At 64.4% G+C, this 14,295-nt stretch carries 14 protein-coding genes; 3 read left to right on the top strand and 11 right to left on the bottom strand.

Features of this window, described 5'->3' with window-relative positions; all coding sequences use genetic code 11:
• Positions 1 to 13: 13 nt before the first annotated feature.
• The 11 genes from ACY5J6_RS06505 to ACY5J6_RS06455 all read right to left on the bottom strand — a co-directional run bounded on the left by ACY5J6_RS06505 (position 14) and on the right by ACY5J6_RS06455 (position 11,392).
• Positions 14 to 1,861, bottom strand: coding sequence for a bifunctional sugar phosphate isomerase/epimerase/4-hydroxyphenylpyruvate dioxygenase family protein (locus ACY5J6_RS06505; RefSeq protein WP_462844190.1), 1,848 nt, complete (start codon positions 1,859 to 1,861; stop codon positions 14 to 16).
• Between the two features lie 3 nt (positions 1,862 to 1,864).
• Complete coding sequence (locus tag ACY5J6_RS06500; RefSeq protein ID WP_462844189.1) at positions 1,865 to 2,815, bottom strand: zinc-dependent alcohol dehydrogenase; 951 nt, start codon at positions 2,813 to 2,815, stop codon at positions 1,865 to 1,867.
• Positions 2,812 to 4,299, bottom strand: a complete 1,488-nt coding sequence (locus tag ACY5J6_RS06495) for a tripartite tricarboxylate transporter permease (RefSeq protein WP_462844188.1) — start codon at positions 4,297 to 4,299, stop codon at positions 2,812 to 2,814. The genes ACY5J6_RS06500 and ACY5J6_RS06495 overlap by 4 nt, the downstream gene beginning before the upstream one ends.
• Positions 4,296 to 4,697, bottom strand: a complete 402-nt coding sequence (locus tag ACY5J6_RS06490; protein ID WP_462844187.1) for a tripartite tricarboxylate transporter TctB family protein — start codon at positions 4,695 to 4,697, stop codon at positions 4,296 to 4,298. Before ACY5J6_RS06490 ends, ACY5J6_RS06495 begins: the two co-directional genes overlap by 4 nt.
• A 5-nt stretch (positions 4,698 to 4,702) precedes the next feature.
• Entirely contained in the window at positions 4,703 to 5,674 is a 972-nt protein-coding gene (locus ACY5J6_RS06485) for a Bug family tripartite tricarboxylate transporter substrate binding protein (RefSeq protein ID WP_462844186.1), read from the bottom strand.
• Positions 5,675 to 5,779: 105 nt separating this feature from the next.
• Positions 5,780 to 6,973 carry a 4-hydroxybenzoate 3-monooxygenase gene (locus tag ACY5J6_RS06480; protein WP_462844185.1) on the bottom strand — a complete coding sequence of 398 codons (1,194 nt, stop codon included), beginning with the start codon at positions 6,971 to 6,973 and terminating at the stop codon, positions 5,780 to 5,782.
• An 11-nt stretch (positions 6,974 to 6,984) separates the two neighbouring features.
• Entirely contained in the window at positions 6,985 to 8,286 is a 1,302-nt protein-coding gene (locus ACY5J6_RS06475; protein WP_462844184.1) for a TRAP transporter large permease, read from the bottom strand.
• Positions 8,283 to 8,768 (bottom strand): TRAP transporter small permease, encoded by a 486-nt coding sequence (locus ACY5J6_RS06470; protein ID WP_462844183.1) that lies wholly within the window; start codon positions 8,766 to 8,768, stop codon positions 8,283 to 8,285. The genes ACY5J6_RS06475 and ACY5J6_RS06470 overlap by 4 nt, the downstream gene beginning before the upstream one ends.
• Before the next feature lie 64 nt (positions 8,769 to 8,832).
• Positions 8,833 to 9,945 (bottom strand): TRAP transporter substrate-binding protein, encoded by a 1,113-nt coding sequence (locus tag ACY5J6_RS06465; protein WP_462844182.1) that lies wholly within the window; start codon positions 9,943 to 9,945, stop codon positions 8,833 to 8,835.
• A gap of 55 nt (positions 9,946 to 10,000) precedes the next feature.
• On the bottom strand, positions 10,001 to 10,984 hold the full coding sequence (locus ACY5J6_RS06460; RefSeq protein WP_462844181.1) for a catechol 2,3-dioxygenase: 984 nt from the start codon (positions 10,982 to 10,984) through the stop codon (positions 10,001 to 10,003).
• Entirely contained in the window at positions 10,985 to 11,392 is a 408-nt protein-coding gene (locus ACY5J6_RS06455) for a carboxymuconolactone decarboxylase family protein (RefSeq protein WP_462844180.1), read from the bottom strand.
• Positions 11,393 to 11,574: 182 nt separating this feature from the next.
• Between ACY5J6_RS06455 and ACY5J6_RS06450 the strand changes: the two genes are divergently transcribed.
• Genes ACY5J6_RS06450 through dmpG form a run of 3 tightly spaced genes read left to right on the top strand, consistent with a single transcriptional unit; the run spans position 11,575 to position 14,287 of the window.
• Positions 11,575 to 12,345 (top strand): IclR family transcriptional regulator, encoded by a 771-nt coding sequence (locus ACY5J6_RS06450; RefSeq protein ID WP_462844179.1) that lies wholly within the window; start codon positions 11,575 to 11,577, stop codon positions 12,343 to 12,345.
• Positions 12,327 to 13,247 (top strand): acetaldehyde dehydrogenase (acetylating), encoded by a 921-nt coding sequence (locus ACY5J6_RS06445; protein WP_462844178.1) that lies wholly within the window; start codon positions 12,327 to 12,329, stop codon positions 13,245 to 13,247. The genes ACY5J6_RS06450 and ACY5J6_RS06445 overlap by 19 nt, the downstream gene beginning before the upstream one ends.
• Positions 13,244 to 14,287, top strand: a complete 1,044-nt coding sequence (gene dmpG, locus ACY5J6_RS06440) for a 4-hydroxy-2-oxovalerate aldolase (protein WP_462844177.1) — start codon at positions 13,244 to 13,246, stop codon at positions 14,285 to 14,287. The genes ACY5J6_RS06445 and dmpG overlap by 4 nt, the downstream gene beginning before the upstream one ends.
• The last annotated feature ends 8 nt before the right edge of the window (positions 14,288 to 14,295 follow it).

The following is a 14,295-nucleotide window of genomic DNA, read 5'->3' as shown; positions in this document are numbered from 1 at the left end:
TTGCCGGGGAGTCCTAGGGAAGCCCTTCTCGGTTCTGCGGAGGCCTTCCCTGGGCCTCGAGGGCGTAGGCCTGGGCCTGTAGGCGGATGCCTGCGTTGGCGGCCCCGTAAAGCTCGTACCCCCCCCGCCTCTCCACCACCTCAAAGAAAAAGCGCCCCCGGAAGATGGGGGTATAGAGGTGGAGAAACTCCGCACCCTCCAGGGTCCGGTCGTAGAGGAGATTAAGGGCTTGGAGCCTTTCTGCTTCCTCCGGGCGGAGGCCATGCCGAGCGGTTAGAGCTTTGTAGTACGAGGCGGGTATGCGCAAAGAAGGGAGGCCCCTCGTCAAGGCCTGTTGGGCGAAGGTGAAAAGGTCCTGGGTGCGGAAGGCCACGTGTTGGATCCCTCCGTGTCCTAGGCTCTTGAGAAAGCGCAGGACCAGGGTACCCCAGCCTTCCGAGGTGTTGAGAGGGATCCGGACCTCTCCGTCGGGGCTCCGCATGGAGCGGCTGTAGAACATCCCGTAGGGGTCAAAGACCTCCACCGCCGGGTCCACGAGGAAACCAAAGAGGGCTTTGTAGATCAGGAGCCAGCTGTAGAGCTCCCACCTCTGGACCGCGTTGGTAAAGTGGTCTACCTTCAGGGAGGCTTCGGGCTGGGTTTCTAGGGGCCTAAGACCGTAAGCCTCGAGGAGGGGGCCGTCCACCAGGTAAAGCCGGGTGCCGCCCACCCCCTGGATAGCGGGGAAGCCTAAGCCCTCTGGAGGCCTTGGCCAGAGGGAAAGTCCGAGCTCCCGGGCCCTTGCGGCTAAAGGAGCAGCCTTGCCCACCTTAAGGCCCACCCCCTGGACAGCAGGAAGCTCCCGGGGTCTTTCCTCCTCGGGTAGGTGGAGGAGAATTTGGGCCTGGCCTGCCCGGTATAGGGTGAGCTCTAGGGCCGGGTGGCGGGCTTGAGGCCGGAAACCGAGGCCCTGGAGGAGGGCATGGAGGGCCTCGAGATCCTCCTCCTGGGCGGCGATCTCCACGAACTCCACACCCAGGACCTGGCTTCCTTGCGGAAGGGGAGGCAAGAGGAGCCCAAGCCGGTCAAAGAGGTGCTTAAGGGCGCGAAGTCCATCCTGAGCTACGTGTTCCGGGGGAGCCGTCCGGAACCACTCGTTGAAGATCTCTAGGGACACCGGGCCACGGTAGCCTGTGGCCAGCACGGCTCTAAGGAAGGCCTCAATGGGCCAGTCCCCTTGGCCCGGCATGGCCCGGTGGTGCCGGCTTAGGGCCAGGGGGTCCATGAGCAGGTTAGGGGCGTCCGAAAGCTGCACGAGGAAGATCTTCTCCCCCGGGACCTCGGCAAGGGGAGCCAGGGAGTTTTGGCGCACGAAGCAGTGGAAGCTGTCCAGAACAAGGCCCAGGTGGGGGTGGTCGGCCCGATGCACTAGCGCCCAGGCCTGGGGCCAGTCCCTCACGTGTTTTCCCCAAGCCAAAGCCTCGTACCCCACGCGAAGACCCCTCTTGGCCGCCCGCTCGGCCAGGTCGAAGAGGTCGGCGGCGGCCCGTTCGGGGTCCTCCAGGGCTAGAGGCGAGGTGTTGGAGCAGACATAGGTGAGCTCTACCCCCAGCTCCTGCATAAGATCAAACCAGCGCTCCACCCGGTCCAGGTTGCGGGTGCGGTGGGGTTCGGGCATAGCCTCAAAGTCCCTAAGGGGTTGAAGGGCTACGATCCTCAGGCCCAGATCCTCGGCCAGGATTTTGAGTTCTCGAGGGGTTCCTCGGAAACCGGCCAGGTCTTCCTCAAAGATCTCCACTGCCCGGAAGCCCGCTTGGGCAATGGCCAGAAGCTTTTCCTCCAAAAGACCGCCGAGGGCGCAGGTGGCGATGGCCCATTCCATGGTTCACCACACCAGGACCAGCTTGGGCTCGGGCACCCTGCCCTCCAGAAGGGCCCGGAAGGCCTCGAGGGCCTCTGAGGCTGGCCACCTGCACACCAAGCCATCCGGCAGCTCGGCGAGGAGGCCTATGGCCTCTTGGAACTCCCCCGGGGTGAAGAGGTAGCTCCCCAGGACCGCTTTTTCCTGAAGAACCAGGGATTGGAGATCTAGAGACCCGTCCATGCCTCCTAGGCCAAGCACCACCACCTGCCCTCCCGGTTCGGCGACCTCGAGGGCCAGACGTAAGGTTTCGCCCTGCCCCACGGTGTCCAGAACTAGGGGAAACAGTCCCGGGGTCCTTTCTTTCCAGATGGAAAACCCTAGGCCTGCCAAGTGGGTGGCCCGCCTAGGGTTGGGCTCCAGCACGTGGACCTGGCACCCCTCCCGGGCCAGCAGCCAGGCGGCCAGGCTTCCCATGGCCCCACCCCCCAGGACCAGCGCCTTTTCCCGTGGGGCGCTGCGCCGCACCCCGTGAAGGGCTACGGCCAGGGGTTCAGCCAAAGCTCCCTTCCAGGGGGGAAGCTCCTCCGGAAGGGGATGGGCCAAACGCTCGGGCACCCGGATCCATTGGGCCAGCCCTCCCGGATAGTGGAAGCCCAGATGGTGTCGCTGGGAACAGAGATGAGGTCTACCCTTCATACAGGCCGGGCACGAGCCACAAGAAAGGGCCGGGTAGAGGGCCACTGTCCGTCCCAAAAGCTCCTTTGGGCCTTCCTCCACCACCGCCGCCACCTCGTGGCCCAGGATGAGGGGGGGGCGCCAGCGGCTTCGCATGGCCGGGGTGCCCTGGTACACGCTCAGATCGCTTCCGCAAACGCCGGCGGCCAGTACCCGTAGAAGGAGGCCCTCCCCTTCCGGGAGCGGGCGTTCCACCAGGGCCAGGCGGCCGTAGTCTTCCAGGACCCAAACCCTCATCCCTCCTCCTTTTTGGCCAAGGCCTGGAGAGAGCGTAGCCTTTGCGCTTGCCGCAGCCGGGCCCAAGCGAGACCCAGTAGAAAAGCGATGTTCACCAGGGCCAGAAGCAGGGCTACGGGTCTTTCGAAAAAGCTCAAGAGGTCCCAGTGGGTCTTGATCATGCTCACCATAAGGTGCTGTTCCAAAAGGGGCCCCAACACCAGGCCGAGGACCACTTGGCCCAGGGGGAAGTCACCAAGGCGGAGCAGCAGCCCCAGGAGGCCAAGGGCTCCCAGGACGTAGAGGTCAAAGGGATTGTTGTTGATGGCGTAGGCTCCGGTCACGCTGAGTCCGGCGATGATCCCGAGAAGGGTGCCCCGAGGTAGCCTGAGCGCCAGGCCCGCCAAGAGGGCTCCCAGGTACCCTACCAGGGGCATGACCAAGACGCTGGCCACGAGGAAGACCACGTAGATTTCCACTACTAGGGCCAGGTGTTGGCTGAAAAGCTCCGGACCGGGACGGATCCCCAGGGTGAGGAATAGCCCCAGGATGATGGCGGTGAGGGTATCCCCTGGAAGCCCGAGAGAGAGGGCAGGGATCCAGGTGCCCGCCACAGCGGCGTTGTTGGCCGCGGTGCCCGCCAGGACTACTTCCGCCTTGCCCGCCTGGGCCACACGCTGAAGGTTGCTGGCTACCCAGGCAGCGAAGTCCGACCCGGCACCGGGAAGGAACCCGATGAAGGTGCCAAGCAGGGCAGAGCGAAGGAAGAGCCAGCGTTCCCTGAGAATCTGGCCTAGGGGCTCTAGGAAAAAGTTCCGGGCGGTAGAGGGGGGGAGGTGGGATGCTTGGGCCCTGGGGGTGGTTCCCCTAAGAAGTTGGTAGAGGACCTCGCTCAGGCCGAAGAGCCCAATGAGGGCCACGATGAAGTTGATGCCCCCGAGGAGGTTGACGTTGCCGAAGGTGAAGCGGGGGTGGCCCAGGGCGGGATCGTACCCCACGGTGGCAAGGAGCATTCCCAAGGTGAAGGCGACCAAGCCCTTCACCACGTTGGGCGAGGCCAGAACGCCGCTGGTGACCCCTAGGAGCACCAGCCAGAAGTACTCAAAGGAGGAAAACTGCCGGGCTATAGCCGCCATAGCTATGGAGCCTACCACCAGGAGGCCAGTGCCCACCAGGCTGCCCAGGGCCGAGGCTAAAGCAGAGAGGCCCAGGGCGTAGGCAGGGCCTCGCTCCTGGGCTACCTCGTGGATCTCCTCGGTATAGGCGGCGGAGGCGGGGGTTCCGGGAATCCGGGCCATGACGGCGCCGGCGTCTCCGGCGAAGATAGCGGTGGCGGTCAAGCCGATTATGGCGGCAAGTCCCACCTCCGGGGGCAGGAAGAGGGCGAAAGGGACAAAGAGGCTCAGGGCCAGGGTGGCGGTCAACCCCGGGAGGGCACCGAAGACCGCTCCGTAGAGGCTACCAAGGAATAGGGCCAGGAGGACCTCGGGCGACAGGACGCTCATAGGGGGACCCCCAGGAGGCGCCCGAAGACCAACACCACGAAGAGGTAAAGAACAAGGGCCGCCCAAAGAGCCCGGCGCACCCCTTCTTGGGCCAGGAGGGTCCCGATTCCAGCGAGGAAGGCCGCAGTGAGGGCAAGCCCCATGTGGGTGAGGAGAATAGGACTGGCCAGGGTGAGGGCTAGGAGGATGACGGCGCGGGGCCAACCGGGAAGAGCCCCAGGATGGGTGGAGACTGGAGTGAACAGAAGCCCAAGCCCGCCACCCATCAGGGCCGTGCCCAGGATGCGGGGGAAGAGTTCGGGACCTGGCCCTTCCGCCCGGGGCAGGCCAAAACTCAGCCCCCAGGCCAAAAGGCCTAGCCCAAGGGCGAGGAGGGCGTTGATCCGCTCAAAGGCCATGGCGGTCAGAACTTGAGATTCAACGCCTGGACGATCTGCTCCATGGCCTGCTTGCGCTCCTGCAGGAAGGCAAGGCTTTGCTTACGGTCAAGGTGGCGGATGACCAGGTTGGCGTTCTGCATGAACTGGACGAACTCGGGGTCCTGGACTGCCTGGGCGAAAGCCTTGGCCAAAACGTCTGCCACCGAGGGGAGGGTGAACTTGGGGGCTGCTGCCATGAGGAAGGAGGCAAAGGTCCAGTCCACACCGACTTCTTTGAGGGTGGGAATCTCAGGGAACCCGGGGTAGCGGGCTTCGGTCATGAAAGCCAGGTAGCGGGCCTGGCCTGCCCGCACGAGATTGGCTGCTTCCCCAATGGCCACGAAGGCCACGTTGACCCCCCCCGCCACAAGCTCTTGCAAGGCGGCGGCGGCGCCTTGGGCCGGGACCCAAGGTAGGGCCTCATCCTTAAGGCCCAACTTCCACAAGAAGCCTAACCGTGCGAAGTCGTAGGAACCCCACTTGGCGGTCCCCGAGGCCTTGTACTTCCCGGGATTCTGCTTTAGGTCTTGAATCAGCTCTTGGATGCTCTTCCAAGGAGCGTCTTGCCGGACCACCACCGCCACCGGGTTAAGCACCAGGAGGGAGATGGGGGCGAAGAGATCGGCGCTGATCTTGGTCTGGGCCACCCACGGAGGGAGGACCACCTCCAAGGTGATGATGCCGATGGTGTAGCCGTCGGGGCGGGCCTGAGCAATGGCCCCGTGGCCCACGGCTCCGCCACCTCCGGTCCGGTTGACCACCTGGACCGGAACCCCGAGGATTTTCTCCAGCTTGGGGGCCAGAGCCCGTGCGGTCACATCGGTGCTGCCCCCCGGAGACCACGGGACGATGAGGGTGATGGGCCTCGAGGGGTATCTCTGGGCCAAAGCCCCCTCTGCCACTAAAACGCCCGCAGTGCCGACGAGCCACTTGAGGACCTTCCTGCGTGGATACATATGCCACCTCCTGGTTGCCTTTAGGGAAAAGGCTACTCCGGACCCTTCCTAAGAGCAAGCCCGGGGTTCATCATAACCGAACAATTTGGTCTGGATGCCCGAACATTAGGCCCAAAGGCTCACCCACCGCCCCGTGGTATGCCGTCCCGTGTAGTTTTCTGCCAGGAAGCGCTTTAGGGCCTCCGAGGCCAGGACCTGCTTTAGCTCCGCCTGGCGGAGGCCCTCGAGGAAGGGATCGGGCTGGATGTGGAGGAGGCTGGTCATCCAGTAGGAGAAGAACTCTCCCTGCCACACGTGCTCCCGGCAGGTCTCCGTGTGGCGCTTTAGCCCTGTTTCTTCTCCTTTGCGGTAGAAGGCCCAAAGGGCCTTGAAAAGGGCCACAGCGTCCGCCACCGCCAGGTTCATCCCCTTGGCCCCCGTTGGGGGGATCACGTGGGCAGCGTCCCCCACCAGAAAGAGGCGGCCGTGCTGCATGGGCTCGGCCACGTAGGCCCGGTGGGGGGTGAGGCTTTTTTCCAGGAGGGGTCCGGGCTTTACCTGGGCCACGCCGCCAAGCCTTAGGTTAAGTTCCTCCCAGATCCTTTCCTCGGGCCACTCGTCAAGGTTTTCGTCGGGGCGCACCTGGAGGTAGTTCCGGGCTAGGGTGGGGGAGCGCATGGAGAAGAGGGCGAAGCCCCGCTTGTGGCTAGCGTAGATGAGTTCCTCCGCAGCTGGGGCAGTTTCCGCCAGGATACCGAGCCAGGCGAAGGGGTAGGTCTTCTCCTTGAGGACAAGATCCGGGATGAAGCCCCGGGTGCGGCTGTGGGAGCCATCCGATCCTACCACGAACTCCGCCTCCAGCTCCTCTTCCTTCCCTTCTGGGGTGCGAAAGCGGACTTTGGGGGCGGTCTCCAGGTCGGAAAGGCCCACCACCTCGTGCTCAAAGCGAATCTCTCCGCCTTCGGCCAAAAAGCGGGCTATCATGTCCCGGACCAGGTACTGCTGGCCGTAGACCCATATCCGCCAGCCTTCGGCCAGGCTGGGAAAGTCTATGCGGTGGAGCTCTTTCCCGAAGGCCAGGTAGATCCCCCGGTGTTCGTAGCCGTCCCTTAAGAGCCCTTCCCCTAGGCCCGCCTGGACCAAGATCTCCTTCGTGCCCCACTCCATTACCCCGGCCCGGATTCGGTGAGGGCTTTTTTCCAGGTACGCTCGGCTTTTGGCTTCCAGAACCACCACGCTTATCCCCTCCCGATGGAGGAAATGGGCCAAAAGAAACCCTGCAGGCCCTGCGCCGATTACTGCTACGCGAGTTTTTTTCATCGTTGTCCTCCTTACCCACCTAGGTTGGGAAGCCACAGAGCAAGTCCTGGAAAAGCGAAAAGAAGCCCCACCAGGGCGAAGATGGGAATCACGAAAAGCATGACCCAGCGGAAAATGGTCTCCAAAGGTACCTCAGGGAGCATGGCCTTCACCACGTAGACGTTGACCCCTACGGGCGGGGTGATCACTCCCATCTCGGCGGTGAGGACGATGAGCACCCCGAACCAGATGGGGTCAAACCCCAGCTTTTGGACTACGGGGTAGAAGACCGGTACCAAAAGGGTCACCAGAGCCATGGAGTCCATAAAGAAGCCCCCTAGGAAAAAGATGAGCACGATGGCGAAGAGGATCATGCCTGGACTTAAGGGAAGTCCCTCTACCCAGTCGGCCAGTTGGAAGGGAATCCTGGTGAGGACCAGGAAGCGGCCAAAGAGGGTGGCTCCGACGATAAGGGTGAGGATCATGATGGAGGTGCGCAGGCTTTCCGCCGTGGCGGCCACGAACCCTTTCCAGGTGAAGCGGCGATTGAGTAGGGCGAAAAGGAGGGAGCCCGCAGCCCCGATGGCTCCCGCCTGTGTGGGGCTAAACCAACCCCAGAAAAGCCCCCCCACCACCAGCACGAAAAGAACCGGCACCTGCCAGGCCCCCAAAAGGGCCCGGAGCCGCTCCCCCCAGCTCCGGCTTTCTGCTGGCGGGGTGGCCTTGGGTCGGAGAAGGGCCACCCCGTAGGCGGTGGCGGCCAGGAGCAGCGTGAGGAGAATCCCCGGGAGGACCCCGGCCAGGAAGAGGTGCCCCACGGGCTGGGTGGTGAGGAAGGCGTAAACCAGGAACACTGTGCTTGGGGGGATCAGGATGCCCAAAGCCCCTCCGGCTGCCACCATGGCCCCCGAGAGGGCGGGGTCGTAGCCGTAGCGGCGCATCTCCGGAAGGGCCATCCGGCCCATGGCTGCGGCGGTAGCGGCACTGGATCCCGAAACCGAGGCGAAGCCGGCACAGGCCAGGATGGTGGCCACGCCGAGCCCTCCCTTTAGCGAGCCCACCAAGGCGTGGAAAGCCCGATAGAGGACCTCCCCCAGGCCGGCCATGGAGGCGTAGTAACCCATGAGGACGAAAAGGGCTATGGCGCTTAGCCCATAGCTTCCAAACTGGTTGAAAAGGTCCCGGGCGGCGAGACTGGCGGCGGCATCCAAGGGGATCAAGTAGGCCATACCCGCTAGCCCCACCACCGCCATGGCGAAGGCCACGGGAACCCCTAGGGCGAAGAGGAGGAAGAGGGCGCCGATACCTACGAGACCCACTTCCGTAGGGCTCATCTTCGCTCCTTGTTGCGCAGCGTCTCCAGACAAAGGTACAGGCCGTAGAGGGCGTTGAGGGCCAAGAGGGCGGCGAAGGCATAGGCGAAGGGGTGGAGGGGTTGGCGGAGCCCGGGGAGCATCTCCCCTGTCTGGGACAGCATCTGGGCATAGTGCCAGGTGTACTGGGCCATGAGGGCGAAGAAGGCGGCGATAAAAAGCCCGCTCAGAACGCCTACCCCCCGTCTGAAAGGGAAGGGAAGGCGGGCTTGGAGAAACTCCACCTGGATGTGCCTCCTAAGTATCAGGGTCATGGCCATGCCCGCTCCCACCGCCAAGAGCTGGACCAGGCTTACCAGTTCTATGGCCCCGCTCAAGGGGGCCTTGAAAACTTTGGCCCCCACCACGTCCCAAAGGGTGGTGCCCAGCATTAGCCAAAGTCCCACCACCCCTACGCCCTCGGCCCACTTCGCCAGAAGCAATATCCGCTCCTTGAGCGCCATGGAACCCCTTCCTTACCCGGGAAGGCCCCGGGGAAACGTTTTCCAACCGGAGCCTTCCTTGGGGTTAAAGCTGGATGCGCACCGAGGCGGGACCCGTGGAGGACTTGATGCCCCGCCGCTCCTGTTCTTTGAGCCAGTAGGCGATACGGGACCGGATAAAGCTCAGGCGGGCCTGCACCTCCGCCTCGCTCACCCCCTTGGCGGCCAGGTTGCGGGTGTAGTCCTGGATCACCCGATTGGCTACCTGGCTGAAGCGGCGAAGCTCTTCAGGGGAGAGTTGCAAGACCTCAATCTTGCTGTCCTTGAGGGCGTAGCGGTAACCGTCCACGTCTACCTGGTTCCACATTTTGGCCAGTTTTTCCACAAACTCGTTCTTTACGTAGTCGGCGATAACCTGCCGAAGCTCTTGTGGGAGGCCGTTCCAGGCCTGGCGGTTGGCCACCAGGTAGAAGGTGTAGACCTGGCCTACCTGCCACACCTCGGTCACGTAACGGATCACCTCGCCCAGGCGGAAGGTGAGAAGGGTCTCGTAGGGGATCATGAGGCCGTCAATGACCCGCTTGGAGACGTTGTCGTAGGCCTCCGGCATGGGAATGGGCCTAGGGGTGGTGCCCAGGGCTTCCACGAAGCGGCCGATGTACCCGGTGCCCCGGAGCGTAAGGCCACGCAGGTCCTCGAGGCGCCGCACGGGCTTTTGAGCTGTGAAGATTTGGTTGACCGGAGAGGTGTGGAGGGTGAGGACCACGGTGTCGTTCCATTCCTTGGGCCGGTAGCGCTCGTAAAACTCGTGAGCCACGTGGGTGGCCACCCAAGCGTTAGGGAAGCCCAAGGGCAGGTCCAGGATCTCCGTTTCCAGGAAGCGCCCGAAGTTGTAGGCCAGGTTGGTGAACCCCAGCTGGGCCACCCCCTGGACCACCCCATCGTAGATGGCAGCGGGTCCAAGGAGGGTGCCTCCGTGATAGGTTTCAATGCGGACCCGCCCTTCAGTGAGGCGCTGCACGTCGGCGGCGAACTGGTCCAGGAGCTTGCTTTGGGCTGCGGGAGCGGGGAAGTAGTTGGCCAAACGGAACGTGTAGGTGCGAGACTGGGCGTAGACGTTGGTGAAGGGGCTGGAAGCCATGGCGCCCAGAAGGCTTAGACCGGCTTTGACTGCTTGCCTGCGGCTAATCCTGCGCATCCTGCCCTCCCTGGTTTGCGGTTTTTACCGTGCTGAGGTGATCAAAGGTAGACGTCTACTTGTTCACTTCTTCCTTAACCCCTTCCCGCACCGGCGGCGTTCCGTAGGTGTAGAAGGTCTTGGGCAGCTGCCCGCCGAACCAGATGGTGCTCTTTTCCAGGTCGTTCACGTTGGTCACGTCCCAGACCACGGTCTTCCAGGTGGGGTCAAAGATGAGGTAGCCCGTGTCCCCGAAGAGCTCTACCCGCGTGCCCCCGGGTTCAAAAACGTACATGAAGTAGGCCTGGGTGGTGCCGTGCTTGCCGGGGCCGGCCTCGATCCGGATGTCGTACTCCACCAGGACGTCCGCCAGGTCCAAGAGGTGCTGGGGGTAGCCGTACCAGAAGGCGATGTGGTGGAAGCGGCTCTTGGCCCCGGTGGCGTCTTTCATGAGGCCAATCTCGTGGACCAGGGGGCTTACGGAGAGCCAGGCCCCGAGTTCCTCACCTTCGCCGCGGACCTTCTGCTCCCTGAGCTTGAAGCCCAAGACCTCCTCAAAGAAGCGGCGGTTGGGGGTGACCTCGGAGCAAAGGCAGTTCACATGGTCAATCCGTCGCACGGGCACCCCCCGTAGAGGCCTTTTGGAAGGACGGTTTTTTAGCTTGCTCCGCTTTTCGGGTGGGGCCTCGTAGTATTCTACCTCAAAGAGGAGCTCCATCCTGTGGCCGTCCGGGGTGCGGAAGCGGTAGGCGGGGCCGTGGCCCAGGTCGCCGTCGGTCCAACCTTCCCCTAGGCCCGAGGCCTCCAGGGCCTTCACCCGGCGCTGTAAGGCCTCCGGGGAGGCGGTGCGCCAGGCGATGTGGCCAAGCCCTGCCTCCTTGGCCTCGGTGACCTTCAGGGTGTGGTGGTACCAGTCCTCGTAGGCCCGGAGATAAACGGATTGGCCTTGGCGGGCGGTTTCCTCGAGGCCCAGCACCTCTTTGAAGAACCAGAGTGTCCCCTCGGGGTTCGGCGTGTAGATTTCCGCGTGCGCCAGCTGCACCACATCAAGCCCTTCCATCTAAAGCCTCCCTTCCTCCTCTAGGCGAAGGATCTCCTGGATGACCTCGGCCCCGCGGTTGGCCGCGGGCAGACCTCGGAAAAGGAACGCAAGCCCCACCACGGCGTTGAGTTCTTCGTAGCTGGCCCCGGCTCTCCTGGCGGCGATGGCGTGGAGCCTGGCGGCGTCGGAGAGGTCCATGAGGAGCATGCCAAAAAGCATGAGCTGGGCCGTCTTCACGTCGAAGCAAGACGGGTACATGAGCCAGGCCCTTAGCTCCTCCTGCTTCCTCAGGGTTTCCGGATCCAGGCGGGCCAGGAGATCGGTCCGGGCTTGGATCCTCGGGGGCACGAAGCCGATGAGCTCACGGTAGGGGTCCCGAAGCCTTTCCAGCTCCTCGAGGGGCATCTTTAACTCGGGTCTCGCCATCTAGAAGCCTCCCTTTGCTCCACCCACGGGCGTGGGCTTACTGGGGTTCTCGCCCCTACGCTACGGGCCTAGGGAAGCCCAGACAAGGGGCTTGTTCGTGTATACAGGACACTCTTTTCGGCTATTCTGAATCCACCTCTCCTTAGGGTGCGGCACCTGGCCTAAGCTCAGAGGTAAGGCCCATGCTCGGAACGGTACAGAAGGTCGGCGAGGTCTTGGAGCTCTTCACCCGGGAACGCCCGGAGTGGGGGGTGAGCGAGGTGGCTAGAGCCCTGGGGATTCCCAAGTCCAGCGCCCACGCCCTCCTGGCAACCTTGAGCCACATCGGTCTCCTCAAGCGAAACCGGGAAGGGCGCTACCGGATCGGCTGGCGCGTCTTGGCCCTCTCCCAGGTTCTTCTTTCCACGAGCTCCTGGAGAGAGGAGGCCCGCCGCGTCATGCAAGACCTGGTGGCCCGCTACGGCGAAACCACGCACCTGGCCGTCTTGGAGTGCGGGCGGGTGATCTACGTGGAGAAGCTGGAGGGCACCCGGGCCGTGAAGGTGGCCACCACCGGGGTGGGGGTGGAGCTTCCCGCCCACTGCAGCGGGGTGGGCAAGGTCCTTCTCGCCTTCCGTCCCTGGGAGGAGGTGGTGCGGATCGTCGAGGCGCGGGGGCTTCCTGCCCTCACCCCCAACACCATCACCACCTTGGACGAGCTGAGGACGGAACTCCAGGCGGTGAGGGAAAGGGGGTACGCCTATGACATAGAAGAGGCGGTGCCCGAGCTTTGCTGCGTGGCCGCTCCCATCCGAGACCACACCGGTGAGGTCATTGCGGCCATGAGCCTTTCTGTGCCCTTCTACCGCTTCCAGCAGATGAAGGAGGAGTACCGGAGGGCGGTTCTCGAGGCCACCCGTGCTGTTTCCGAGAGGCTGGGCTACATGGGGGAACCATGGACAAGGTCAAGGTAGCCATCCTGGGTTCCGGCAACATCGGCACGGACCTGATGTACAAGCTCCTCAAGGACCCGGGGCACATGGAGCTGGTGGCGGTGGTGGGGATAGACCTCAAGTCGGAGGGGTTGGCCCGGGCACGGGCTTTGGGGCTGGAGGCGAGCCCCGAGGGGATAGCCTACATCTTGGAGAGGCCCGAGATCCGGATTGTCTTTGACGCCACCAGCGCCAAGGCCCACGTGCGCCACGCTAAACTTCTGAGGGAGGCGGGCAAGATCGCCATCGACCTGACCCCGGCGGCCCGGGGCCCCTACGTGGTGCCCCCGGTGAACCTGAAGGCCCACCTGGACAAGGACAACGTGAACCTGATCACCTGCGGGGGGCAGGCCACCATTCCCCTGGTGTACGCCGTGCACCGGGTGGCCCCCGTGCTCTACGCGGAGATGGTTTCCACGGTGGCCTCCCGCTCTGCGGGCCCCGGCACCCGGCAGAACATCGACGAGTTCACCTTCACCACGGCCCGGGGGCTGGAGGCCATCGGCGGGGCCCAGCGGGGGAAGGCCATCATCATCCTGAACCCGGCGGAACCCCCCATCCTCATGACCAACACCGTGCGCTGCATCCCGGAAGGGGAGGCCTTGGACCGGGAGGCCATCGTGGCGAGCGTGCGGGCCATGGAGCGGGAGGTGCAGGCCTACGTGCCGGGCTACCGCCTGAAGGCGGACCCGGTGTTTGAGAGGCTTCCCACCCCTTGGGGTGAGCGGACGGTGGTTTCCATGCTCCTGGAGGTGGAGGGGGCGGGGGACTACCTGCCCAAGTACGCCGGCAACCTGGACATCATGACGGCTTCGGCCCGGAGGGTGGGGGAGGTCTTCGCCCAGCACCTCCTGGGGAAGCCCGTGGAGGAGGTGGTGGCGTGAGCTGGGACCTATCCACGGCCAAGCCCCCGGTGGTGGTGGACACCACCCTGCGGGACGGCTCCCACGCCCACCGGCACCAGTACACGGTGGCGGAGGCGAAGGCCATCGCCCAGGCCCTGGACGAGGGGGGCGTGTACGCCATAGAGGTCTCCCACGGGGACGGGCTTGGGGGAAGCTCCCTCCAGTACGGCTTCTCCCGCGCGGAGGAGATGGAACTCATCCGCGCGGTGCGCGAGACGGTCAAGCGGGCCAAGGTGGCGGCCCTGCTCCTCCCCGGGATCGGCACCCGGAAGGAGCTGAAGGAGGCGGTGGAGGCGGGGATCCAGATGGTGCGCATCGCCACCCAGTGCACCGAGGCGGACATCTCCGAGCAGCACTTCGGGATGGCCAAGGAGATGGGCCTTTTGGCGGTGGGCTTCCTCATGATGAGCCACATGCGCCCCCCCGAGTTTTTGGCGGAGCAGGCCCTCTTAATGGAGAGCTACGGGGCGGACGTGGTCTACATCGTGGACTCTGCGGGGGCCATGCTTCCCCAAGACGCCTACGCCCGGGTGAAGGCCCTAAAAGAGGCCCTTTCCCGGGCCAAGGCGGGCTTCCACGCCCACAACAACCTGGGCCTCGCCATCGGGAACACCCTGGCGGCCCTGGCGGCGGGGGCGGACTGGGTGGACGCCACCCTTAGGGGCTACGGGGCGGGGGCGGGGAACGCCTCCTTGGAGGTCTTGGCCGCCGTCTTGGACAAGGCGGGGCTCAACCCGGGGCTGGACGTTTTCAAGCTTTTGGACGCCGCCGAGTACGTGATGGGCCCCCTTCTTCACTTCCAGCCCTACCCGGACCGGGACTCCATCGCCATCGGGTACGCCGGGGTCTACTCCACCTTCCTCCTCCACGCCAAAAGGATCGGGAAGGAGCTCGGGGTGGACCCCTTGGCCATCCTCCTGGAGCTGGGCCGCCGCCAAGCGGTGGCGGGGCAGGAGGACTGGATCCTGCGGGTGGCCCTGGAGCTGAAGGAGAAGGAGGCGGGGGCCCTGGCGGACTAGGGGGTAGC

The sequence above is a fragment of the Thermus sp. H19.2 genome, assembly GCF_054979525.1.
The sequence above is the reverse complement of the archived record's forward strand: the minus strand, read 5'-3'. Positions and strand labels throughout refer to the sequence as shown.